The 23,471-nt window shown below is 71.7% G+C and carries 23 protein-coding genes; 9 read left to right on the top strand and 14 right to left on the bottom strand.

The window, feature by feature from the left end:
- Positions 1–39: 39 nt before the first annotated feature.
- On the bottom strand, positions 40–894 hold the full coding sequence (locus ACWD5F_RS40505; RefSeq protein ID WP_451261210.1) for an alpha/beta fold hydrolase: 855 nt from the start codon (positions 892–894) through the stop codon (positions 40–42).
- 78 nt (positions 895–972) lie between these two features.
- Between ACWD5F_RS40505 and ACWD5F_RS40500 the strand changes: the two genes are divergently transcribed.
- Positions 973–2,127: a hypothetical protein gene (locus ACWD5F_RS40500; protein WP_451261209.1), complete on the top strand. Its 1,155-nt coding sequence runs from the start codon at positions 973–975 to the stop codon at positions 2,125–2,127.
- Positions 2,128–2,238: 111 nt separating this feature from the next.
- Here ACWD5F_RS40500 and ACWD5F_RS40495 read toward each other — a convergent pair whose 3' ends face one another.
- From ACWD5F_RS40495 to ACWD5F_RS40470, 6 genes are all read right to left on the bottom strand, one after another.
- Positions 2,239–3,423, bottom strand: a complete 1,185-nt coding sequence (locus ACWD5F_RS40495) for an ABC transporter permease (RefSeq protein ID WP_451261208.1) — start codon at positions 3,421–3,423, stop codon at positions 2,239–2,241.
- Between the two features lie 89 nt (positions 3,424–3,512).
- Positions 3,513–4,235: an ABC transporter ATP-binding protein gene (locus ACWD5F_RS40490; protein WP_451261207.1), complete on the bottom strand. Its 723-nt coding sequence runs from the start codon at positions 4,233–4,235 to the stop codon at positions 3,513–3,515.
- On the bottom strand, positions 4,232–5,335 hold the full coding sequence (locus ACWD5F_RS40485; RefSeq protein WP_451261206.1) for a peptidoglycan-binding protein: 1,104 nt from the start codon (positions 5,333–5,335) through the stop codon (positions 4,232–4,234). Before ACWD5F_RS40485 ends, ACWD5F_RS40490 begins: the two co-directional genes overlap by 4 nt.
- Entirely contained in the window at positions 5,332–5,835 is a 504-nt protein-coding gene (locus ACWD5F_RS40480) for a hypothetical protein (protein WP_451261205.1), read from the bottom strand. The genes ACWD5F_RS40485 and ACWD5F_RS40480 overlap by 4 nt, the downstream gene beginning before the upstream one ends.
- Positions 5,836–5,887: 52 nt before the next feature.
- Complete coding sequence (locus ACWD5F_RS40475; protein ID WP_451261204.1) at positions 5,888–7,321, bottom strand: sensor histidine kinase; 1,434 nt, start codon at positions 7,319–7,321, stop codon at positions 5,888–5,890.
- Positions 7,314–7,979: a response regulator transcription factor gene (locus ACWD5F_RS40470; protein ID WP_451261203.1), complete on the bottom strand. Its 666-nt coding sequence runs from the start codon at positions 7,977–7,979 to the stop codon at positions 7,314–7,316. The genes ACWD5F_RS40475 and ACWD5F_RS40470 overlap by 8 nt, the downstream gene beginning before the upstream one ends.
- A gap of 156 nt (positions 7,980–8,135) precedes the next feature.
- On the opposite strand from ACWD5F_RS40470, the gene ACWD5F_RS40465 reads away from it, so the two are divergent.
- From ACWD5F_RS40465 to ACWD5F_RS40455, 3 genes are all read left to right on the top strand, one after another.
- On the top strand, positions 8,136–8,996 hold the full coding sequence (locus ACWD5F_RS40465; RefSeq protein WP_451261202.1) for a PaaX family transcriptional regulator: 861 nt from the start codon (positions 8,136–8,138) through the stop codon (positions 8,994–8,996).
- Positions 8,997–9,205: 209 nt separating this feature from the next.
- Positions 9,206–10,570, top strand: coding sequence for an alpha/beta hydrolase (locus ACWD5F_RS40460; protein WP_451261201.1), 1,365 nt, complete (start codon positions 9,206–9,208; stop codon positions 10,568–10,570).
- Positions 10,571–10,632: 62 nt separating this feature from the next.
- Positions 10,633–12,198, top strand: coding sequence for an MFS transporter (locus ACWD5F_RS40455; protein WP_451261200.1), 1,566 nt, complete (start codon positions 10,633–10,635; stop codon positions 12,196–12,198).
- A 63-nt stretch (positions 12,199–12,261) separates the two neighbouring features.
- Here ACWD5F_RS40455 and ACWD5F_RS40450 read toward each other — a convergent pair whose 3' ends face one another.
- From ACWD5F_RS40450 to ACWD5F_RS40435, 4 genes are all read right to left on the bottom strand, one after another.
- The gene (locus ACWD5F_RS40450) at positions 12,262–12,933 is read right to left on the bottom strand and encodes a response regulator transcription factor (protein WP_451261199.1); all 672 of its coding nucleotides are present in this window, start codon (positions 12,931–12,933) and stop codon (positions 12,262–12,264) included.
- Positions 12,930–14,291 (bottom strand): sensor histidine kinase, encoded by a 1,362-nt coding sequence (locus ACWD5F_RS40445; protein ID WP_451261198.1) that lies wholly within the window; start codon positions 14,289–14,291, stop codon positions 12,930–12,932. The genes ACWD5F_RS40450 and ACWD5F_RS40445 overlap by 4 nt, the downstream gene beginning before the upstream one ends.
- 136 nt (positions 14,292–14,427) lie before the next feature.
- A complete protein-coding gene (locus ACWD5F_RS40440; RefSeq protein ID WP_451261197.1) occupies positions 14,428–16,557 on the bottom strand; it encodes an MMPL family transporter in 2,130 nt (709 codons plus the stop codon).
- Between the two features lie 181 nt (positions 16,558–16,738).
- Entirely contained in the window at positions 16,739–17,476 is a 738-nt protein-coding gene (locus tag ACWD5F_RS40435; RefSeq protein WP_451261196.1) for an SAM-dependent methyltransferase, read from the bottom strand.
- A gap of 149 nt (positions 17,477–17,625) precedes the next feature.
- Here ACWD5F_RS40435 and ACWD5F_RS40430 point away from each other — a divergent pair, with 149 nt between their 5' ends.
- The 5 genes from ACWD5F_RS40430 to ACWD5F_RS40410 are packed head-to-tail and all read left to right on the top strand — an operon-like array spanning position 17,626 to position 21,463.
- Entirely contained in the window at positions 17,626–17,907 is a 282-nt protein-coding gene (locus tag ACWD5F_RS40430) for a hypothetical protein (protein WP_451261195.1), read from the top strand.
- A gap of 21 nt (positions 17,908–17,928) precedes the next feature.
- Positions 17,929–19,005, top strand: coding sequence for an AI-2E family transporter (locus ACWD5F_RS40425; RefSeq protein ID WP_401726752.1), 1,077 nt, complete (start codon positions 17,929–17,931; stop codon positions 19,003–19,005).
- Between the two features lie 27 nt (positions 19,006–19,032).
- Positions 19,033–19,842 carry an alpha/beta fold hydrolase gene (locus ACWD5F_RS40420; protein ID WP_451261194.1) on the top strand — a complete coding sequence of 270 codons (810 nt, stop codon included), beginning with the start codon at positions 19,033–19,035 and terminating at the stop codon, positions 19,840–19,842.
- Positions 19,842–21,107: a PP2C family protein-serine/threonine phosphatase gene (locus ACWD5F_RS40415; protein ID WP_451261401.1), complete on the top strand. Its 1,266-nt coding sequence runs from the start codon at positions 19,842–19,844 to the stop codon at positions 21,105–21,107. Before ACWD5F_RS40420 ends, ACWD5F_RS40415 begins: the two co-directional genes overlap by 1 nt.
- Positions 21,104–21,463 carry an STAS domain-containing protein gene (locus tag ACWD5F_RS40410; protein ID WP_451261193.1) on the top strand — a complete coding sequence of 120 codons (360 nt, stop codon included), beginning with the start codon at positions 21,104–21,106 and terminating at the stop codon, positions 21,461–21,463. The genes ACWD5F_RS40415 and ACWD5F_RS40410 overlap by 4 nt, the downstream gene beginning before the upstream one ends.
- A gap of 69 nt (positions 21,464–21,532) precedes the next feature.
- Here ACWD5F_RS40410 and ACWD5F_RS40405 read toward each other — a convergent pair whose 3' ends face one another.
- Genes ACWD5F_RS40405 through ACWD5F_RS40395 form a run of 3 tightly spaced genes read right to left on the bottom strand, consistent with a single transcriptional unit; the run spans position 21,533 to position 23,419 of the window.
- Positions 21,533–22,549 carry an iron-containing redox enzyme family protein gene (locus ACWD5F_RS40405; protein ID WP_451261192.1) on the bottom strand — a complete coding sequence of 339 codons (1,017 nt, stop codon included), beginning with the start codon at positions 22,547–22,549 and terminating at the stop codon, positions 21,533–21,535.
- The gene (locus ACWD5F_RS40400) at positions 22,546–22,758 is read right to left on the bottom strand and encodes a CDGSH iron-sulfur domain-containing protein (RefSeq protein ID WP_451261191.1); all 213 of its coding nucleotides are present in this window, start codon (positions 22,756–22,758) and stop codon (positions 22,546–22,548) included. Before ACWD5F_RS40400 ends, ACWD5F_RS40405 begins: the two co-directional genes overlap by 4 nt.
- The gene (locus ACWD5F_RS40395; RefSeq protein WP_451261190.1) at positions 22,739–23,419 is read right to left on the bottom strand and encodes a HemK2/MTQ2 family protein methyltransferase; all 681 of its coding nucleotides are present in this window, start codon (positions 23,417–23,419) and stop codon (positions 22,739–22,741) included. Before ACWD5F_RS40395 ends, ACWD5F_RS40400 begins: the two co-directional genes overlap by 20 nt.
- Positions 23,420–23,471 lie beyond the last annotated feature (52 nt).

Here is a 23,471-nt window from a genome sequence, read left to right as displayed (position 1 = left end):
CGGCAGACGCCGTCCGACCGATAGGTTCCTGCCGCAGCGCTAACCGGTCCCGTCCACCGCGCTGTGCTCGACGATCGCGCCGGCGATCGCCTCCCAGTCCGCGCGCTCGACCCCGTGACCGGCCCCCTCCAGGACCAGCAACCTCGCGTCCGGGATCTCCTGGGCCAACGCCTCGCCGTGCGCGAGCGGGAACATCGGATCCGCCGTGCCGTGAACGACCAGCGTGGGTACGGCGATCGACGACAGAGGCTGTTCCGGCAGCTTGCCCGGGTCGATCACGTCGTGGTTCGTCGCCGCGGCGACATCGCGTGCGCGCTCGACATCGCGGCGGACAAGGTCGCGCGCGGCGGCCTCGTCGAACGGGCGCCGGCCTCCCGCGAGCACCCGTGCGTAGTCGACCAGGTAGTCGATCACCGACTCGGAGTCGGACCAATCGGCCTGCGCGGTCGAGACGAAGGTCATGAACTCCTCGGTCGGCGGCGGCAGTTCGCGGTCTACGGACACGGCAGGTGACGTACTGATCAGGACGAGCGAGAGAACACGGTCGGGGCGTTCGAGCGCGATCAGCTGCGCCATCCCTCCGCCGGCCGAGACGCCGACGACATGCGCGGCCGGGATCTCGTACGCGTCGAGCACGTGCAGGGCGTCACCGGCCAGGTCCGTGCCGGTGTAGCCGGGCCGGCCCTGTGCGTAGGTGGTCGATCGGCCGGTGTCCCGGTGGTCGTAGCGGATCGCGTGGCGCCCGCCCGCAGCGAGCAGCCGGCAGAAGCCCTCCTCCCACCAGAGCATCGAGGCTCCGGTGCCCATGATGAGAAGGACCGGCGGATCCGACGGGTCACCGAAGGGCTCGGTGCACAGCTCGACGCCGTCCACCTCGATCATGCGCTCAGCCATCGCAGTCCTCCTTCCGAGGCCCGCCCATTGTCCATCCGATGACGTCCGGCCGCTTCGCGCTCATGTGAGGATGGGGCCATGGGGTGGCTGAGGAGACGCAGGTGGCGGACGGTCGGGCTCGCGACAGTGGCGAGTGCCGCGTTGACGCTGAGCGCCTGCGGCACGGACGACGGGGGCTCCGGCGACGGGAGTTCCGGCGGCCGTGAGGCGAAGTACATGCGTGTTCTCAAGGATCCGCACCCCAGCCCCGCAGACGTCATCGAGGCGGCCGGTGCGCCCTACGGCGTGGTCCGCGCGGACGACGGCTCGCTGCTGCTGACGTACAACGCCGGCAATGTCGAGGACGACGAGGGTCCGGCCGCCACCGCCTGGCGCATCGTCGGCCCGGACGGCCGTACCGTCGCCGAGCACGCGGAACACGCCGACGCCGAGAATGTGCCGCCCAGGTACAAGGGGGTGCCCGGGGGTTTCGTGCTGATGCCGTCGGACGAGTCGGGCGACGGGATGTACGCCCTCGACGTGCGCGGGAAGCGCATGAAGGTCGTGGTGAGCAAGACCCCGGAGGGCACCCGCCCCGGGGACGTCCTGCTCGGCGACCCTTACCCGACCCTCGTCTACCGCCCCGCCACGCACACCGTCGCTCCCGTCTCCGGAGCGCTGGACGACGTCAACCAAGTCGTCGTCGACGAGCGGGGCACGGTCTGGAGTCTGCGCCAGCCCCTGACCGACGCCCCCGAAAGCGTCGTACGGCAGCGCGACGGTCGCACCCTCGGCTCCACGGTCGTCCCCGAGCCGTACTTCGGAGGCGTCCTCACCGCGCGGGGCGGCACCGCGGCGTTGGCACTCCTCCAAGGCGAGGACGTAAGCCAGAGCGTGCGTGGCCTGTTGGTGACCACGGACGACGGCGAGCACTGGCGGACGGTCCTCGGCGGCGGCATTCCCTGGAAGCAGCTCAAGGACTTCCCGGACCTCGGGGTCCTGGAACTGCTCACGGACGGGCGGCTGTTGGTCGGCGAGGAAGGCGGCCGGTACTGGCTCGCCGACGACCGCACCGCCGGCGCCTTCCATGAGCTGAAGACGCCGGCGACCTTCACGTCGTTCGCCGTCCACGGTACGACGCTCTACGGCATCGCCGACGCGACGACCCCCTCGTACGCCCTGGTCAAGGGCGAAGGGCTGTGGACCTCCCGCGACGGCGGACGTGAGTGGCAGCGGTACGAGGAGCGCGGGTAGCGGCGGTATCCGGGTGGCGGCGGGAAGGTGCCCGCGAGGCCGGACCGGCCGCACCGGAGTACGAGGTCGGACCGGCCCCACCGGAGTGTGAGGCCGGACCGGAGTGCGAGGTCAGACCGGCCGCACCGCCTCCGCCGGCTGGAGGCGGGCCGCGCGGCTCGCCGGGTAGAGGCCGGCGAGGCCGCCGACCGTGAGCGCGGCCAGTACGCCGCCGGCCAGCCCCTGGGCGGGCAGCACGACCGGCCAGTCCGCGCCGACGTCGTACCCGACGGTGATCGCGGCGCCCAGTGCCACCCCGACGAGTCCGCCCGCTCCCGCCTGGGCCAGCGCCTCCACCAGGAACTGCGCCCTGATGTGCCGTCGGGAGGCGCCGAGCGCGCGCCGTACCCCGATCTCGCCGCGCCGCTCCAGCACCGAGATGACCATGACGTTGCCGACGCCGACCCCGCCCACCAGCAACGCGACCCCGCCGAGCCCGAGCAGCAGTGCCGTGAACGACGTGTCCGCGGCGGCCCGTGCCTCCAGCGCGTCCGACGGCCGGGTGACCTCGACCTCCTCCGGGCCGCGCGGGTCGGCCGTGCCGGCGGCCACCTCGTACACGGAGTCGACGTGCCGCGGGTCCGTCCTGAGATACACCGTCGTGGGTGAGCCCTCGTAGCCGAACTTCTGCTCGGCGATCTCGGTGCCGATCATCGCCGTGTTGTCGAGTTCGGGCGCCAGCGGCATCGCCTTGAGCACGCCGACGACCGCGAACCACTGGTCCCCGAGCCAGACCAACTGATCGCCTCTGCTCGGGTCGACTCCCTGGAGTCGCGCCGCTGTTGTGCCGAGCACGACCGTGGGATAGCCGCTCGCCCCCTGGTCCAGCCAGTGTCCGGCTGCGAGTTCACCGCCCAGGGTGCTCAACAGGCCGTCGTCGGCGGCCAGTACGGCCGTCCCCCTGGTGTCGGTCGCGGGCAGCCGGTCGCTGCGCCTTACGGTCACGTCCAGTTGGGCGGTCGTGGCGACGGCCTGGACCTGGTCGAGGAGTGACAGCCTGCCCGGCGCCTGGGCCGGCAGGTGGGCGCTGCCGCCGGTCAGGGACTGGCCCGGGGTGACCGTCAGATAGTTGGTGCCGAGCCGGTCGAGGACGGCGAGGACGTTCGCCTTCGAGGACGCCGAGATGCCGACGACGGCCACGATGGCGGCGATGCCGATCGCGATGCCGACGGCCGTCAACAACGCCCGCCCCCGTCGGCCGCTCCCGCCGACCAGCCCGAGCAGACCGAGGGCCAGCGCGTCACGGGGCCGGAGCACGGACCTCAAGCCTGCGTCCGCGGACCTCGGGCCGCCGACCACGGACCTCAAGCCGCCGTCCGCGGACCTTGAGCCGCCATCCACCGGCCTCACGCCGTCACCCCCTGCGCGATGATCCGGCCGTCCCGGACGTGGAGTCGGCGCGGGGCCGCGCGGGCGATGTCCTCGTCGTGGGTGATGAGCGCGAGGGTCGCGCCGGCGGTGTGCAGTTCGCCGAACAGGTTCATGATCTCCTCACCGGTGCGCGAGTCGAGGTTGCCGGTCGGTTCGTCGGCGAGGATCAGGGCCGGTTCCCCCACCAACGCCCGGGCGACGGCGACCCGTTGGCACTCGCCGCCGGACAGTTGGGAGGGTCGGTGCCCGAGTCGCCGGCCGAGCCCCACCCGCTCCAGCGCCCGCGCCGCCCGCTCCCGCCGTTGCCCGGCCGGGATCCCCCGGTACAGGAGGGCGGTCGCCACGTTGTCGAGCGCCGTGAGCCCTTGGAGCAGGTGGAAGGACTGGAAGACGAAGCCCAGCGCCCGCCCGCGCAGCGCGGAGAGTTGGCCGTCGCTCAGCCGGGTCACGTCGTGGCCGTCGACGCGTACGACACCGGAGGTGGGCGTGGAGAGCGCGCCCATCAGGTTGAGCAGCGTGGACTTGCCGGAGCCGGACGGGCCGACGATCGCGACCCAATCCCCGGCCGTGACGGTCAGGTTGACGCCGTCGAGGGCCCGTACGGGCGGGGATCCCTGGTACTGGTGGACGACATCGACGAGTTCGAGCACCGGCCCGGGGTCCGATCCCGGGTCGGTCGGTGCGGTCGGCCCGGTCACTTCGGTACCTCCACCTGGGTGCCGGCCGGGACGCCCCCGGTGATCGCGACGAAGCCGTCGCCCCATGCCCCGAGCTGCACCGAAGTCCTCTTGTGGGCGCCGCCGTTCTCCGGGACCACGCCCACCGCGTAACCGCCCCCGGGTGTCCCGATGATCGCCGTGGCCGGGACGGAGAGCACGTCCTTGGCGACGACCGTCGTGTAGTGCACCGTCACCGGTGCCAGTACGAGATCCGTGTCCGCCGACGGCTTCTTCAGGCTCGCCGTGACCTTGTACACCCCCTTGTTGTCGGCGTTCATCTCCAGCGTCGTACTGATGGACCGCACCGTCGCGGCGACCTTGTCCCCGGAGGGGAACTCGACCTCCATCGGGGCTCCTTGCTTCATCAGGTTCCGGTCGAGGGGATCGAGGTCGAGCATCACCACCCGTACGGTGTCGGAGACCTTCATCACCGACGTGCCGGGTACGGCCGGACCACCCGGGTGGGCGTCGAGCTTCGCGACCCGGATCGGGCCGGGCGCGAAGACCACATCGCCCAGGGAGACCACACCGTCGACCACCGCGCCGGTCTTCCCCTGGAACTCCTCGACCGCCTTCGTGGTACGCGCGTCCCAGTGGTCGTCCGGAAACCCGTCGCCCTTCGTGCCGTACCCGAGCGCGAGCAGGGCCGTCTCCAGCTCCTGTACATCGGCGCCGTCCGACATCCCCGGCCGCAGGTCGCGCCACGCGGGCACCTTGCCCGTCAGCAGGACCACGGGACGGTCGTCGATCCGCATGAGCACCTCGCCCGAGCCGAACTGTGCGTCCACCTCGGGCAGTTGGGTGACCACACCGCTCCGGCCCGGCGACAGGGCCCGCAGATTCCGGTAGGCGACGACGCCGTTCAGCGTCTGGGTCAGGGTCAGATCGCGGACTGCGGCCTCGGCGGTGGTGTGCGCACCCTGCCCGCCGTCGCTGCCGTCCGACGAGCCCGTCGCGGACAGCGTCCCGACCAGCAGCACCGACAGGCCAGTCATCGCGACGGAGGCGCCGAGTACGGCCGTGACGACACGTCGCTTCCCCGTCTTCCCGGGCTTCCCGCCCTGCTGCCTCGTCCTCACTTCTGGCACGCCTTCAGCGCCTTGGACACGGCCGGGTCGGTGCGGTCCAGGCTCTCGCCGAACGGTCCCGCGGTCTGTCCCGGAACGGGGTCGGAGACGTCGATCCCGTGCGCACGAAGGCACTTGGCGAGCGCGAGCAGTTCCTCCTGGGTCTGCTGCGCCTGCTCGGGATCCTGCTTCTCCCGGTCCTGGACGATCCCGGCGATGAGGTGGGCGCAGTTCTTGTCGCCCGCCTTGAACGCCGCCGACCCGGTGTCGACCCCGTCGTACAGCGAGCCGGGATCGTCGGCCCTCGGGTCGGGCACCTGCACGCCGTTCTTCCGCATGCACTGGGCGTACGCCAGCATCATGTCCTGTGTCTTGTCCTGCTGGGACTGCTCCGACTGACCCGACTTCCCGGACTGCTGGGCCTGCGTGCCTCCGCCCGAGCCGCACCCTGCGAGAAGCAGGGCGCCGGCGAGCAGGAGCACCGCCGAACCACCGCGTACCGAACGCGACATGGCCGTTCACCTCCGTGGTCGTGTGAGGACGACCACGGTGTCGAGGGATCCTTCAGACGACCTGAGCCGGGCTGAGCGGCAGCTGAACCTCGAAGCGGGCGCCGCCCAGCGGTGACGCGGTGACCGTGACGTCTCCGCCGTGCCGGCGCGCGATGCCGCGCACCATGGCGAGGCCGAGGCCGACTCCCCCGTCGCCCCGGGCCCGGCTGCCGTCGCCCAGCCGCACGAACCGCTCGAACACCCGCGCCCGTTGCTCCTCGGGGATCCCCGGTCCGTCGTCGTCCACGCTGAGCACGGCACGGCCACCGGCCGTCGTGACGCGTACCTCCACCCGGCCGTCCGCGTGCCGGTCGGCGTTGTCGAGCAGATTGCGGGCCAGCCGGGCGAGTTCGGCGACCACTCCGGTGACCTCGACGGGGTCGCCGAGCGAGGGGACGACCTCGGCCCCGCGCACGGCACGCAGCTCGCCCGCCACGATCTCGTCCAGCCGCACGGACTCGGCCCGCCGGGACACCGTCGGGTCGTCGGTGCGGGCGAGCATCAGCAGGTCGCCCGTGAGCCGGTCGAGCCGCCGGTGATCCGCCAGCAGGCGTCCGGCGACGGCCTGCCAGTCGTCGGCGCCCCGGTGGGCCAGCGACACCTCCAGCTCCGCCCGGATCGCGGCGAGCGGGGTACGCAGTTCGTGCGAGGCGTCCGACACGAACTCCCGTTGCCTGCGGGCGCCTTCGTCGAGGCGGTCCAGCATGGCGTTCAGCGTCGTGGTCAGCCGTTCCACCTCGTCGCCGGTCCGCTGCCTGGGCAGCCGTTCGCCGAGCGTCGAGTGGCTGATCACCTCGGCGCGCTTGCGGATGGCCTCGACCGGCCGCAGCGCACGGTCCACCGCGAACCAGGTCAACAGCCCGACGAACGCCGTGAGCAAGGGCGTTGCGATCCACAGCGCCCGGACCACCAGGTCGATGCTCCGGCTGATCGGCCCGAGCCGGGACACCGCGGACACGGTCCGTACGCCGTCGGGTGTGTCGACGGTACGGGACGCGACCACCAGATCCCGGTCGGGGACGCGCACAACCTCCCCGGAGGGAGGGGTGGTCGGGCGGTCGGGGGACGGCTCGGTCGGCAGCTCGGGCAGCGTCTGGACGACCCGTCCGTGCTCGTCCTCGACCCGGATCACGGTGACCACGTCCGCCGGGCTGTACCGCTGTTCGGTCGCGGGCTTCCCGGTCGCCAACTCCTCGGCCACCCGGTCGACTTCGCGAACAGCCGCCGCTTTCACATCGCCGACCAGGGTGTGCGACATGCCGGCGACCAGCGCGACCGAGGCGAGCGCGAGCGCGAGCCCTACGGCCAGGGTGACGAGCGCGGTGAGGGTGACGCGGAGGGTGGGGCGCCGCCGGACCCGCGGCGTGGGCCGCAGCCCGAACCGCGGAGGGGGTCGCAGCCCAACCCGTAATGCAGGCCGCAGAGTTGGCCGCTGGCGCTCAAGCATCGGGATCGACCAGCCGGTACCCGAGCCCCCGCACCGTGTCGATCCGCGCCGCGCCGATCTTCCGCCGCAGTCCCGACACGTACACCTCGATGAGGTTCGCGTCCCCAGGCGCGTCCAGCCCCCAGACCGCCTTGAGCAGCCGTTCCTTCGACAGCACGCGGTCCCGGTTGCGCAACAGGACCTCCAGGACGGCCCGTTCGCGCGGCTGGAGCACGACCGGCTGCCCGCCCGCCGTGCAGTCCCCCGACTCGGGGTCGAGCGTGAGGCCCCCGTGGCTGAGCAGCCGCGGCCTGGGCGTGGCTCCCCTGCGCGCCAGCGCCCGCAACCGGGCGACCAGCACCACGAACGAGAAGGGCTTGCGCAGGTAGTCGTCCGCCCCGACGTCCAAACCGTCCGCCTCGTCGTACTCGCCGTCCTTCGCGGTGAGCATCAGCACCGGCGTCCAGACCTGCTCCGCCCGCAACCGGCGTGCGACGTCGTACCCGTTGAGGGAAGGCAGCATGATGTCCAGCACGATGACGTCGTGCGCTCCCTCGCACGCCTGCCAGTACCCCTCCAGGCCGTCGTGCACGACATCGACTCCGAACCCCTCGGCCACCAGCCCGGCGAACAGTACGTCCGCCAACCGCGCATCGTCCTCGACCACCAGTACCCGCATCGCGCCCACGGTGGCACACGACCCTGAACGCGGCCTGAGTGGCGTCGCCTGCACGTCGCTACGTCACGCCGACATCAGGCCATTCTGAGATTGCCGTCACAGAAATGACACACTTGGTGCGGCGAAGGCGGGGCCCGCTCGCCCCGGGCCTACGCTGTGCCCGTGACCAGTGTCGATGTCGCCGCCGGACCGGCCGCCGAGAGCGGCCCCGAACCGCGTACCCAGTCCCTGATGCTGACCTTCTTCGGCGCACATGTGCTGGGACGGTCCGTCGCCGTGTCGACGGGCAGTGTGATCGCCGCGCTCGGCAGGGTGGGCAGCACCGAGGAGGCGGTACGGACCACGCTGAACCGGATGGTCAAACGGGGTCTGCTGGAGCGCACCCGGCAGGGCCGGAAGACCTACTTCGGGCTGACGCCGCACGCGGTCCAGGTGCTGACGGACGGCAAGGACCGGATCTGGCGCACCGGCGCCGTCAACCGGGACTGGGACGGCCGGTGGACGATGGTCGGCTTCTCGCTGCCCGAGGCGTGGAGCCGGGAACGGCACGATCTGCGCTCCCGTCTGATCTGGGCGGGCTTCGGCCCGTTGCAGAACGGCCTGTGGGTGGCCCCGTCCCGCGTCGACGTCCGCGCGATGGTGGCGGGGCTCGGCCTGGAGTCGTATCTGAGGGTGTTCCGGGCCGAGGTGGAGTCGCCCACCGATGTCCGCGAGGTGCTCGAGCAGGCTTTCGACGTGCCGGCGATCGGCGCGCGGTACCGGGCGTTCCTGGAGCGCTGGGACCGTACCGACCCACTGCCCGCCGCCGCCTCAGGCGATGAGCTCGCGGGCCAGCTCCTGGTGCACACCGACTGGCTGGACCTGGTGCGACGGGACCCGCATCTGCCCGCCGAGCACCTGCCGGGCGACTGGCCCGCCGGGCAGGCGGAGACCGTCTTCCGCGGCCTGGCGAGCCGCTGGGAGCGGCCGGCCGCGCGAGCGGCGGCACGGCTGCTGGACACGCTGACGCCGGGCTGACCCGAGCGGCACCGACACCGGGCCTACCCGAGCGGCACCAGGCCGATCCGCACCTCGGTGCCGCGCGTCCGTACGCGGACCCGTCTGCTTCGTTATTGGTCAGTCTATTGACGGCGATGAAAAAAGAGACCTACATTCGCAGCGCTCATCCAGCACGCTCCCCCACTCGGTCCTCACCTGGTCCCCACCCGACCCGCGGAGCCGCCGCCATGTCCCGTCCCCCTCTCCGTCCCCGGCTTTCGATCCTCGCCGCCGCCTGCGCGACCGCCCTCGCGACCGCCCTTCTCGGACCGGCGACCGCCGCGCAGGCCACGACCGCCGAGCACTTCACCGGCACGCTGTCCGACGGCGCCACCTGGATCGCGGACAAGCCCGCGCAGTGGAACGGCACCCTGCTGCTGTTCAGCCACGGCTTCGGCCCGACCACCGCCGCCGACGCCCCGTCCGCCGCCGTGCAACAGGCCCTGCTCGACGGCGGGTACGCCCTCGCCGGCTCCTCCTACGATCCGAACGGCTCGATGTGGGCGCTCGATTCGGCCGAGCGGGACCAGTTCGCCGCGCTCGAGGCGTTCCGTCGCCAGGTCGGCACCCCGAGCCGGGTCATCTCTGTGGGCCAGTCCATGGGCGGACTGGTCAACGCGCGGCTCGCCCGGGACGGCGCGGGACGCATCGACGGCGCACTCGGCCTCTGCGGTCTTGTCGCGGGCGGCGTCGACCTGGACAACTACCAACTGGACGCCGAGTACACCCTCGCCACGTTCTTCGATCCGGCCGACGCCGATCAACTGGTGAACCTGGACAGCCAGGCCGACGGCGCCGCGCTCGCCGCCCGGCTCACACAGGCGGTCACGGCGGCGCAGCAGACCGCTGCCGGGCGCGCCCGGATCGCCCTCGCCGCCGCCTTCCTCAACCTTGCCGACTGGGCGCCCGGCCAACTCCCGCCCACACGCGAGGACTTCGCGGGGCAGGAGCAGCAGCAGTACGCGTGGCTCGCGCAGGGGCTGCTCAGTTTCATCATTCCGGCGCGCTGGTCGGTGGAGCAGTCCGCGGGCGGCAACACCTCGTGGAACAAGGGTGTCGACTACGCCGGGCTGCTGCGCGGGTCCGCGCACGCCAAGCAGGTCGAGGCGCTCTACCGCGACGCCGGACTCGACCTGCGGTCCGACCTGAACCACCTCACCCACGGCGCCGACATCACGGCCGACCCGGCCGCGGTGGCCCATCTGAAGAAGACCTCGACCGCCGGACAGGGCCTGGCCGTGCCGTTGCTGGACATCCACAACACCGCCGACCAACTGGTCCCCGTCGAGCAGGAGTCGGCCTTCGCCGGGCGGGTGCACAGGGCCGGCGACTCCGCGCTGCTGCGTCAGGCCTACGTCGCACGCCCGAGCCATTGCAACTTCACCACCGCCGAGGTGGTCGCCGGCCTGCACGCCGTGGAGCACCGGTTGAACACGGGGCACTGGGGCGACTCCACCACGCCCGCCGAACTCCAGCGCAGTGCCGACGAGTTGGGCCTCGACGGTGCGGCCTTCACCGACTACCGACCGAGCCGGCTGACCGGCACGCGCTGACCGCGAAACACCCTTCTCCTTCCTGGACCTCCCCACGTCTCCCGCGCCCTCAGGAGCCCTTCGTGTCAACGACGACCAAGCCCACAGCGACAACGGCCACCGGCCCCGGCCTGACCACCGGCACGCTCGTCGCCGGACTCCTCGCCGTCTGTCTCGCCCAGATCGGTCTGGCCATACCCGCCACCCTCAACGGCCTGTTCCAGTCCGACCTGCACCCCGTCGGTTCACAACTCACCTGGATCTCCGACGCGTTCCTGCTCCCGGTCGCCGTACTGGAGTTGACCTTCGGTCTGCTCGGTGACCTCTTCGGCCGCAAGCGGCTCCTGGTCGGCGGCGCGGCTCTGCTCGCCGTCGGCGAAGTGGTCAGCGCCACCGCGTCCGGCGTCCACCAGCTCTGGGCGGGCCAGGCCCTGGCCGGCCTGGGCGCGGCCGCCCTCTTCCCCACCTCGCTGGCGATCCTGGCCGCCGGCACCACCTCCCCCGCACAACGCGCCCGGGTCATCGCGATGTGGGCGGCCCTGCTGTCCACCGGCGGTTTCCTCGCGCCGCTGCTCGGCGGTGTCACCGCCACCTACGGCTCGTGGCGCTGGTCCTTCGTCGTCGTCACGGTCGTCGCCGCGGCCAGCGCCGTCGTCAGCGCCCGGTTCGCCGTCAACTCCAGTGCGCCCGAAGGACGTTCACTGGACCTGGCGGGCCAGGTCACCATCGGTCTGGGTCTGTTCGCCCTGCTCTACGCCATCATCCAGGGGCCGACGGACGGCTGGGCCTCGCCGTCGATCGTCATCGCCTTCGTCCTGGCGGCCGTGTTCCTCGCCGCCTTCGTCCTGGCCGAGAAGCACGCCAAGTCCCCACTGCTGCGCCTCGATCTGTTCCGCAACCGCGCCTTCGCGGTCGCCTCGATCGTGGCCGTGGTCGGCATGTTCGCCTTCCTGGGCACCGCCTACTCCGTGAGCATCCGCCTCGGCCCGGTCCAGGACCAGGCGCCCATGCGGACGGGCCTGGCCTTCGTCCTGCTCAACGGCATCGCGCTGGTGATGCTGCCCGTGACGGAACGCCTGCTGCGCACGGTGGCACCGGGGCTGTTGCTGGGCGCGGGACTGCTGCTGATCGCGGCGGGCGACTACCTGGCGGCCACCCTGCCGATCACCGACACCGCCTTCACCTCGCTGATCCTGCCCCTCGGTCTCGTCGGCCTCGGCTTCGCCGTCACCGTCTCCTCGATCACGGCAACTGCCGTCAACACCGTGCCGGTTCAGCTGGCCGGCATGGCCAGCGCCACCACCAACCTGCTGCGCGACTTCGGCTTCACCCTCGGCCCGGCGGTCATCGGCGCGGTCGCCCTCAGCCGCGCGGCGAGCAGCTTCTCCGAGTCGTTGCACGACTCCGCCCTGCCGGGGGCGCTCAAGGGCGCGGGCACGGCCGTACTGGAAGAGGGCGGTCCGCTCGCGGTGAACGGCGCCGCGGAGTCGTCACCGAAACTGGCCGACCTGCACCCGCTGGCCCTGGACGCGCTCGGGCACGGTTACTCGATCGGCTTCGTGGTCTGCGGCTCGGCCGCACTGTTCTCGGCCCTGCTGGCCCTCGTCGCACTCCGCGGCCGAGCCGCCTCACGCGAGGACTCCCCGTAGGGAGTGTCGGTGAGTAAGACCTGGTGGCGCATGACCCCAAGTCGGCCCGAAGTCGGCCCGAACTCAGACAGTCCCAGGTATCACGAGCCCCGACTCGTACGCCACGATCACCAGCTGTGTCCGGTCCCGCGCCCCCAACTTGCCCATGATCCGGCTGACATGGGTCTTCGCGGTCAGCGGGCTGAGTCCCAACGCGTCGCCGATCTCGGTGTTGTTGAGACCGCGCGCGACCAGCGCGAGCACCTGCCGTTCCCGTTCGGACAGCCCGCTCGGCCCACCCACCGTGGATGTCGTCCCGGTGTTGGGCGCGCGCAGAAAACGGGCGATCAGCCGCGAGGTGGGACCGGGCGAGAGGAGGGACTCCCCCGCGGCCACCGTCCGGATGGCGTCGAGGAGTTCGGCCGGTCTGATGTCCTTCACGAGGAAGCCGGACGCCCCGGCCCGCAGTGCCTCGACGATGTGCTCGTCGGTCTCGTACGTCGTCAGGACGAGCACCTTCACCCCTGCGAGATCCTCGTCGGCGGCGATGAGCCGGGTCGCCTCGATCCCGTCGAGGTCGGGCATGCGGATGTCCATCACGACGAGATCGGCCCGCGCCGACCGGGCCAGCGCCACGGCCTCCCGCCCGGTGCCCGCCTCGGCGACGACCTCCATGTCCTTGGCCGACGAAACGAGCATCGCGAAGGAGGCCCGTACGAGGTTCTGGTCGTCGGCCAGCAGTACGCGGATGGTCATCGGACCTCGTCCTCCCGGGACAGCGGCAGTGTGGCGGTCACCTCGAAGCCCCCGGCGGGCCCCGGACCGGCGTCCAGTGTGCCGCCCACGCTACGGGCCCGCTCCCGCATTCCGACGAGCCCGAACCCCGGTCCGCCGTCGGACGGGCCCGCCCCGCCGCCCGAGCCGGCGTCCCCGCCCGTCCCGTCGTCCCTGACACTCACCCGCAGTGCGCCGTCCGCGGTCCACAGTCCCACCCGGACGGTGAGGTCCTCGCGGCCCCCGTGCCGTACGGCGTTGGTGAGCGCCTCCTGCACGATCCGGTACGCGGCGGCGCCCACGGAGGGCGGGATGCCGTCCGCGCGGACGGACAGTTCGACCTTGGCCCCGGCCACCCGGCCGGTCTCCACGAGACCGGCCAGTCCGTCGATCCCGGGCAGCGGCCCCCGCATGTCCTCGGCCCCGGAGACGGAACCGAACACGGAACCGGCCCCCGCTCCCGGCTCCGCTCCCGCGACCGTGTCATGCGCCCGCAGCACCTCCAGCGTCGTGCGCAGTTCCCCCCGGGCGGTCCGGCAGGTCCCCGCGATGTCGTCCAGTGCCTGGGCGACGGCTTTGCGGTCGAGGCGCTCGGGGTCGGCGGTGAGGACGTGCGCCGCCACGGACGTCTGCACGCCGATGAGCGTGATGCTGTGGGCGAGCAGGTCGTGCAGGTCACGGGCGATCCGCAGCCGTTCCTCGGCGACGCGGCGCCTGGCCTCCTCCTCCCGGGTGCGTTCGGCCCGTTCGGCCCGCTCGACGACGGAGGCGACGTACCAGCGGTAGTAGCGGACCGCGATACCGATGAACAGGACCGCGATGATCCAGCCGGAGATCTCCAGGGACTCCAGCGTCCCCTTCGGGTTGGTGAGGCCGTCGCTGATCACTGTCGGGCCGAGGACGGCGACACCGGTGAGCAGCGAGCGGCGTACGGTGCCGGTCGCCGCGACGGTGTAGAGCGCCAGGACGGTCGCGGGGATGGGCAGGGCGGGGTTGTAGTCGAGGGCGTAGTACGGAGCCACGAAGGCCACCACCCCGAGCAGGGCCACCACCGGACGGCGGCGCCGCCAGACGAGGGGCACGTGCCCGGCGAGCAGCAGCGTCCAGCCGAGACGGTCGGGCCGGATCCCTTCGCCGCCCATCAGGGTGATGGCCACGGCCAGCACGGCGACACCCAGTGCGAGGACGGCGTCGTTGCGGGTGCGGTGCGGTGCGGTCAGCGGTTCGCGGTTGACGGCGGACATGACGCGCTCGACGCGACGGGACCGCCCGCCGCCACCGGCCGCCGTCTCCGCCGTCGCCCGGTCGCGTACCTCGGTGGTCGTTCCCCGTTCGTCCACGGCTCCATCTTCCGGTACTCGTACGGGAACCCGGGTGCCTTCCGAAAGGAGAGGCACCCGGGCGGGCCCGCTGGATCAATGTGCTCGATCAGCGTGCTCGATCACTGTGCTCGATCGACGCGTTCGATCAGTGTGCTCAGGGTGCGCCGACGGTTTCCGTCTGCCGCGGCGGCTCGGTCGGTCCGGCCGGTCCGGTCCGTTCGACCGGGTCGGGCTCCCGTGAGAGCACGCCCGGCCACCACACCTTCCGGCCCAGAGCGACGCTGGCGCTGGTCACCAGGTACGTCCGTACGAGGAAGGTGTCGAGCAGGACGCCGACGGCGATCACGAAGCCGAGCTGGACCAGCTGCACCAGGCCCATGTTCGTCAGCACGGCGAAGGTCGCGGCGAGGACGAGTCCGGCGGAGGCGATGACGCCGCCGGTGGTGCGCAGTGCGGTGAGTGCCGCGGTGGCCGGTTCCGCTCCCGCCAGGGACTCCTCCCTCATCCGGTGCATGAGGAAGATGCCGTAGTCGACGCCGAGGGCGACGAGGAACACGAAGGACAGCAGTCCGAGCCCCGGATCGGTGCCCTTGAGGCCGAGGAGCGGTTCGAAGACCAGTCCGCCGATCCCGAGGGAGGCGCCCCACACCGCGACGACCGCGACCACCAGGAGCAGCGGTGCGACCAGACTCCGCAGCAGCCCGATCAGGATGAGCATCACGAAGACGAGGACGAGCGGTACGACGATCTTCGTGTCCCGGGCGTTGGTGACCTCCAGGTCGATCTGCTGGGCGCTGTCGCCGCCGACGTAGGAGCCCTTCAGTTCGTCCCGCAGGGACTTGATGGTGGCGGTCTCCCCCGCCGACTGGGGCGCGCTCTTGGCGAAGACGGAGATCTCGGTCCAGCCGTCTCCGGTACGCCCCTTCTCCGCGCTGTCGACGCCCGGGGTGCTGCGGACGGCCGCGAGGGTCTCGTCGGCGCGCCCCTGCGGGGTGATCACGTCGATGGGCTGGCTGCCCTGCCCCGGATAGGCCTTGGCAAGGGTCTCCATCGCGACGACGGCTTCCGGCTTGTTGACGAAGGAGTCCTCCTGCTTGAGCGCTCCCGGCAGGTTGAGCGAGCCCAGGGCCAGGGCGCCGAGCAGTACGGCACCGCTCGCGAGTACGGTCAGCGGCCTGCGTCCGGCCGAGCTGCCCATCGCCGAGAACAGGCTCCGCCGCTGCTTGGGCGTGCTCCCGAAGGCGGGCACGAGCGGCCAGAACACCCGCCGTCCGACCACTACGAGGAGGGCGGGGAGCAGGGTCATCATCGCGATCAGCGCGCACAGTACGCCGACGGCGCCGAGCGGGCCCATGCCCCGGCTGCTGTTGAGGTCGGCGGCGAGCAGGCACAGCAGTCCGGCGGCGACGGTGCCGGAGGAGGCGAGCACGGCGGGCCCGCAGCCGCGCAGGGCGGCGACCATGGCCTCGTACGGTCGCTCGAAGCGCCGCAGCTCCTCCCGGTAGCGCGAGACGAGCAGCAGCGCGTAGTCCGTGCCCGCCCCGAACACGAGGATCGTCATCACACCCGAACTCTGTCCCGAGACGGTCGTGCCGAAGGCCTGGTTGAGGCCGTAGGCGACACCCATCGACATGTAGTCGGCGATCCCGGCGACGACGAGGGGCACGAGCCACAGCACGGGGCTGCGGTAGATCAGGATCAGCAGTACGGCGACGACGGCGACGGTGGTGTAGAGCAGCGGTCCGCCGAGCGAGTCGTAGACCGCGCCGGAGTCGGTGGCCAGCGCGCCGGTGCCGCCCACGTCGACGCTCAACCCGCCTTCGCCCCGGGCGATTTCGCGGATGTCGGTGACGAGCTTGTCCTGCTCCTCCTCGTTCGCCCCGGGCTCATTGCTCGCGACCGGGTACATCAGGGTCGTGCCGTCCTTGGACGGAATCCCCTTGGGAGCACCGCCGATCAGCTCGTGCTGCCGGGTGATCTCAGCGACCTGCCCGGCCGCGGTCTTCCGGTCGGCGGCGCTGAGCCCGCCGTCCCGGTGGTAGACGAGCACCATCTCGGTGGTCTCGCCACCGGGCAACTTCTCCTCGATCTTCGCCACTTGCGTCGAGTCCGCGCTCGCCGGCAGGTAGTCGGTGACCTTGTCGTGCTGCACGTCGGCGAGCTTCGCCGCGAACGGCCCGACGAACGCGATCACGGCAATCCACAGCCCGAGCACCGCCCATGGAACGGCTCGCCCGCGCCCCGGCCCCAGCCTCGTCGTAGCGGTTGTTTCTCCGGCCCTCATCGACCGATCTCCCTCCGGGTGACGTCTGCTTCGGTCCCCAGACTTCCGCTGAGAATCACGGCTTTCGTCGGGCGGGAGGGCGAGGTGACGCGTACTGCCGGGGGCGACCGCGGGTGCGGATTACTCCCTGGGGAGTAATCCGCGGACGGCGTGCCGCGCGAGGGACACGCGGCCCGGTCCGTCAGTCGGACGTCCGGCGCAGGATCAGCGAGACGAAGCCAAAGCTGTCCCGGTAGCCGTGCAGCCATTCGGAGCGGCGGGTACCGGCTGTCGCGAGTACGTCCGCGCTGTCGGGGTCGGTGGGATGGTCCAGGGCCCATTCGGCCAGCGACCCCCAGCACGCCCACTCGTAGTCGTCCAGCTCGCGGCGCGTGCTGACGTGCCCGTCGACCGGGGTCCAGCCGTCGGCGACGACACGGTCCACGGTGGCCGCGAGGTCGGTGAAGTCCCCGAGCATCTCGATGGCTTCCGGGGCGGGTTCGCACTCCCAGAATCCGTCACCGACCAGGACACGGCCGCCGGGAGCGAGGTGCTTGCGTGCCGCCGCGAGGGTCGGGAGCAGACCGCCGAAGGCATGTGCGGCACCGACGCTGAGCACCAGGTCGAACGGTTGCGGGGCGGCGAAGCCCGCGGCCTCCTGATGGTGGAGGACGAGCCGCTCCTCGACACCGAGATGGCTCGCTGCCTGGCGTGCCTGCGCCAGGGCGTCCTCGGAGATGTCGACGCCCTCGGCGCGCAAATGCGGACCCATGGCCAGGGCGCGCAGGAGCCACTCCCCGCCGCCGCAGCCGAGGTCGAGCACGCGTTCGTCGCCACGCGGGGCGCCGCGTTCCAGCAGCCGGCGTACGGACTCGTCGTCGAGCGGGGACTTGATCGGGTGGCCGGCGTGGGCGATGCGGGACATCTGTTCACGGTTCACCGACGCAGCCTGCCAGCGGCGCAGGCCCCGCACATCTCATTTTCCGTCGCGAACGGCACGGGCCCGAACCTGCGACGTCACATCGCGCTACCGCCGATGCCAATGCCACCGACGCCAACTCCGCCTCCGGCTGGACGACTTACTCGAACGTGCCGTACGCGCCGGCGCAGAGCGAGATCCTCGACCTGTACGTCCCCGAGGGCGCCCGCAAGTCGGTCCCCGTGGTCGTCCACATGCACGGCGGAGGCTGGGGCAGCGCCGACAAGTCCGAGCTGACGACCCTTCCCGAATGGGAATGCGCGGCCCACCGTCGCGGCCTACCCCGAGGAGAACTCCCGACGGATCTGGGAACACCACGAGTTCCCGCCCCTGCCCCTGCTGCCGTAGGCACTCCACAACCCAGATCCCGCGGCCGCCGGCCCTACCCATAGGGTTCCCCCGTGACTGCCACCCTGAGTTCCACGAAGGCCCGTGCCGCGATCCGCACCTCCGCGCGCTTTTCCGCGGAGCTGCTGCTGATCTTCGCGATGCTCGCAGTCACCCTGTGGCTTCTGGGCCGGATGTGGTCGGTGGTGTGGCCGCTCGTCGTCGGCCTGCTGCTGACGACCCTGACCTGGCCCGTGGCCCGTTTCCTACGACGTCACGGGTGGAAGCCCGCGCTCGCCGCGTCGGCCGTGACCGTGCTGTTCCTGCTGGTCGCGCTCGGCGTCGTGGCGCTGATCGCCGTACCGGTGGCGTCCCAGTCCGGTGAGCTGACCGACGGCGTGGTCGACGGCATCCAGAAGCTGCGCGAGTGGGCGTCCGGGCCGCCGTTGAACATCGGCGACGACCAGATCACCAAGGCCCTGGACAACGCGGTCGCCAGCGCCCAGGACAGCGTCGGCAGCATGGTCACCACGGTGATCACGGGGGTGAGCACCATCGTCAACGGCCTGGTCACCGCCGTACTGGCGCTCTTCCTGATGTTCTTCTTCCTCAAGGACGGCCCGCGCTTCCTGCCGTGGCTCGCCCGTCAGCTGCCCGGCCGGCTCGCCACCGACATCCCCACCGTGGCCACGCGCGGCTGGACCACCCTGGGCTCCTTCGTACGGTCCCAGGCGGCCGTCGGTCTGCTCGACGCCGTTCTGATCGGCCTGGGCCTGTGGATCGTGGGCGTGCCGCTGGTGCTCCCGCTGGCGGTGCTCACCTTCGTCTCCGCGTTCGTGCCGATCATCGGCGCCCTGTTCGCCGGTTTCGTCGCGGTTCTCATCGCGTTGGTCTCCAACGGTCTGACGGACGCGCTGATCGTGCTGGCCATCATCGTGGTGGTGCAGCAACTGGAGGGGAACGTGTTCCAGCCCATGATCCAGAGTCGTGGGCTCGGCCTCCACGCGGCGGTGATCCTGCTGGCGGTGACGCTGGGAGGCAGTCTGGCCGGCATCGTGGGCAGCCTGCTCGCCGTACCGGTCGCGGCACTCATCGCGGTGGTGTGGAACTACGTGCGCGAGGAGCTCAGCGAGCCGGCACAGGAGCCGACGCCCGAAGGCTGATCCGTGCCGTCTGCGAGGATGTGCCGCATGAATGTGCGGGGCAGGAACCATGTGACCGTGACCGGCGTGGTCGGCGGGCCGGTGGTGGTGCTGGCGCACGGCTTCGGATGCGACCAGAACATGTGGCGGCTGGTCGTACCGACGCTGGAGAAGGACTTCACCGTGGTCCTCTTCGACCACGTGGGGTCGGGGAGGTCGGACGCGTCGGCATGGACCCGGGAGCGCTATTCGTCACTCGACGGGTACGCCGACGACGTGCTGGAGCTGTGCCGCGAACTCGCCCTCGGCCCGGTCACGTTCGTGGGGCATTCGGTGAGCGCGATGATGGGCGTGCTGGCCGCCGCGCGGGAGCCCGAGGCGTTCGCCGGGCTGGTACTGCTGGCCCCCTCACCGTGTTTCGTGGACGATCCGGACACCGGTTACCGGGGCGGGTTCAGCGCCGAGGACATCGACGAGCTGCTGGAGTCGCTGGACGCTAACTATCTCGGCTGGTCGGGCGCCATGGCGCCGGTGATCATGGGAAACCCGGAGCGGCCCGAGCTGGGCGAGGAGCTGACCAACAGCTTCTGCCGTACCGATCCGGAGATCGCCCGGGTCTTCGCCCGGGTGACGTTCCTGTCCGACAACCGCCGTGACCTGGCCCGGGTGAGCGTGCCCACGCTGGTCGCCCAGTGCTCCAGGGACGCGATCGCCCCGCCCGAGGTGGGCGCGTTCGTGCACGCGGAGATCCCGGGCAGCCGGCTGGTCACCCTGGACGCGACGGGACACTGCCCGCAGCTCGCCGCCCCGGAGGAGACCGCCGCGGCGATCGCCGGGTTCGTCAGAGCGGGCGGATGATGTGCGGGACCAGCGACGCGGAGGAGGACAGTCCCAGCGAACAGCGCGAACCGCGGGATGAGCAGGCGCAGTTCTCCGCGCTGCTGGAGGACAGCGCCGAGGACCTGTACGAGCACGCGCCCTGCGGCTACCTCTCCACGTTGCTGGACGGCCGGATCGCCAAGGTCAACACCACGCTGCTGGACTGGCTCGGCTACGAGCACGACGACCTCGTGGGCCGCAGGCACTTCTCCGATCTGCTGACCGTCGGCGGCCGGCTCTACCACGAGACCCACTTCGCCCCGCTGCTCATGATGCAGGGCGAGGTCAGCGGCATCGCCCTGGAGCTCAAGGCCGCCGACGGCTCGCGCCTGCCGGTCCTGGTCACCTCGACGGTCAAGACGGGCAGCGACGGGCAACCGCTCCTGATCCGCACCACCCTCTTCGACGCCCGCGAGCGCCGCGCCTACGAGACGGAACTGCTGCGCGCCCGCAAGGAAGCCGACCTGGAACGCGACCGCCTCAAGCGCCTCAACGCCACCCTGCAGAAGACGCTGCTGCCGCCCACTCTGGCGAACGTTCCGGGCCTGGACGTGGCCGCGTACTACCACATCGCGTCCGTCGACGAGGTGGGCGGCGACTTCTACGACCTGTTCCCGCTCGCCGACGGCACCTGGGGCCTCTTCCTCGGCGATGTCTGCGGCAAGGGCGCCGCCGCCGCGGCCCTCACCTCGCTGGCCCGCTACACCCTGCGTGCCGCCGCGGTCTACGACCCCGACCCGGCCACCGTCCTGGCCAACCTCAACACGGTCCTGAACCACGAGTACAACGGGAACGACCCACGCTTCTGCACCGTGATCTTCGGCCTGCTCACCCCCGACACCGACCGGGACGGCTTCCGCATCACGCTGGCCAGTGGCGGACATCCGCCGGCTCTGCTGATGCGCGCGGACGGCACGGCCGATGAACTGCCCACCCCCGGTGGACAGTTGATCGGTGTGCTGTCCGACGCCCACATCGCCACCACCACCGTGCACCTCGCCCCCGGCGACACCCTGCTCCTGCACACCGACGGACTGACCGAGGCCCACACCGCCACCGGCGGCGAGGACCGGTACGGCGACGACGCGCTCCTCGACTTCTGCCGCGCCCTCGCCCCCACCACCGCGTCGGACACCACGGACGCGGTCCGCGGCCTGCTCGACACCTTCGGCACCGGCGTGGACGACGACACCGCCGTCCTGGCCGTCCATGTGCCCCACCCCACCAGTCAGGAGCCGCAGTGACCGAGGACCTGACACTCCGCACCCGCGCCACCGCCGCCGGAGCGGTCATCGAGCTGACCGGAGACCTGGACCATCACACCGCGCCCGAGGTCCGCGCCGCGCTGGCCGGGCTCGACCTGCGTCCGGGCCAGCAGCTCGTCCTCGACCTCGACGGCATCAGGTTCTGCGACTCCACCGGCATCACCGTGCTGATCGCCGCCCGCAACCACGCCCTGGCGGCCGACGCGACCATCGCACTGGCCGCGGTCCCCGAACGCGTCACCCGGATTTTCCGCATCGTCGGCCTGGACCAGGTCTTCGTCACCCACCCCACCGCGCAGGCCGCCGAGGCCGCCTGGCGGCCTCCGACGGCCTGACCGCCGGCCGCGGCGACGACCGTCGCGTCGCCGCCGACACGGACAGAAGACAGTCGGCCGGTCAGCCGGTCACAGCGGTGTGCGCAGTGAGGTGCGGCCGTTCCGCCAGGCGGTGAGCAGGTGGTCGCCGAGCCTGTTCTCCGTCCATTCGGTGGCGTCGACGCCGAACGCGATGTCCGCGTCAAGGCCGGGCTCCGCCTCGAGGAGACCGCCGACGACATCCCGGCGGACGATCTGCTCGTGGACCGCGTCGGCCTCGACGTGCTCGGCGTAGAAGTGGACGGCGGCGGGGCCCGCGCCGACCCGGCGCAGTCCGTGGGCGAGGCGTCGTGAGCCGGGCGACGAGGTCGTCTCCACGGCCGCGAAGTGGCCCACCAACGCACCGCGCAACGCACGGTGCAGTCCGAACAGGGACATGAGATTGACGCTCGCCAGCATCTCCGCGCCGGCCGTGTCGGCATAGCGTCCGTATGCGGTGTCCAGATCGAGGTCGGCCATCAGGTCGGCGAACAGCCGGGCGTGGATGCGCGCGGCCCGTCCGGCGCCGAACTCGTCGTACTCCACGGCAACCATCGCGGCCTTCGCGCGTCCCGTCAGCCGTGGGATGACCCAGACGTGCGGGTCGGCTTCCTTCAAGTGGTAGAGGGAGCGCTGGGCCGCGTACTCGCGAAACTGCCACAACTCCCCTCGTTCGGCGAGGAAGTGGGAGGGACCGGCGCCGTCGACGGGTTCCACGAGAAGGTCCGCGAGCGCCTCTTCCGCTGTTCTCGGCGGGCCGACGTCGGCCCGGAGCGCGGACAGGAAGCGGTGCTCCATCTCCGCCCGCAGACGCAGCAGACCGGGGTCCCACTCCCACTCGGCGTCGACGCCGGCGAAACCTCGGTAGTGCAGCTCGTAGCAGAGGTGGAGCGCCAGTTGGAGGTCGTCCCCGTAGGGGTCGGCGTGCGCCGCCGTCACCCGCTGCGGCAGCGGCGTGCCGACGGGACGGGTCAGGGACTGGCGGACCGTACGGGAGAGTTCGCCTCTGCTGCGCGGCAGCGCGGGGCCGGTGGTGTGGTAGCGGGCGGCCGGGGCGGTGAGGGTCATGCGGTGCGCCTCTTGTGTCGGGAACGGTGGCTGGTGTCGCACCAGGGGTAGGAGCGGCTGCGCCGGCAGACGCAGAGCGCGACGACGAACCGGTCCGAGCGTGCGATGCTCCCGTCGTCGAGCACGACCTCGACCGGTCCTTCGACGAGGATCGGCCCGTCGTCCGTGAAGCTGACGCGGTGCGCCTGCTCAGTGGATTCGTTCGGCACGGATGATCACCAGCTCTTCCTTCTCCTCGTCGGCGTCGACGAGCCCCTGCTCGCGCAGCCACGCCTCACGTGAGCGGAGTACGGGACCGAACGGCACCAGCCGGCGGTCGCTCACCCGCGCCCGGAGCCCGGAGCGCTCCAGGGCGGCCAGGGTCGGTGCGATGCCGGACAGGGCGGAGTGCACGAGCAGCAGTACGCCGCCGGGTCGCAGCGAGGTGTGCGCGCGGCGACAGATCCGGTCCAGCAGGAGGCGTCCGTCGACACCCGCGTCCCACGCCACCGCGGCGCGACGGCGGCTCGGGAGGGCCCCGGGCGCCGGGACGTAGGGCGGATTGCTCACGACGAGGTCGAAGCGGCGGCCGACGACGGGCCCGAACAGGTCCCCGCGGAGCACCTCGACGGGCAGCCGGGCGAGCCGGGCGTTGAGCCGGGTGGCCAGGACCGCCCGGTAGGTTCTGTCGACGGCGGTGACGCGGGCGCCCCGCCGGGCCGCGGCCAGGGCGAGGGCGCCGGCACCGGTTCCCACGTCGAGGACGGCGGCGCCCGCCGGCACGTACTCCCGGTCCAGGGCCCGGACCATCAGGTCGGTGTCGTGCTGGGGGGCGTACACCCGCCACGGGGCCAGTACCGAGCCGCCCTCGCTGTCGTTCCGCGTCGTCATGTCGAGCACACGTGCACCTCGTAGCCCGCGCCCCGAGCGTGTCACCGGACGC

The organism is Streptomyces sp. NPDC002499 (assembly GCF_053595415.1).
This window is presented reverse-complemented; position numbering and strand designations above follow the sequence as displayed.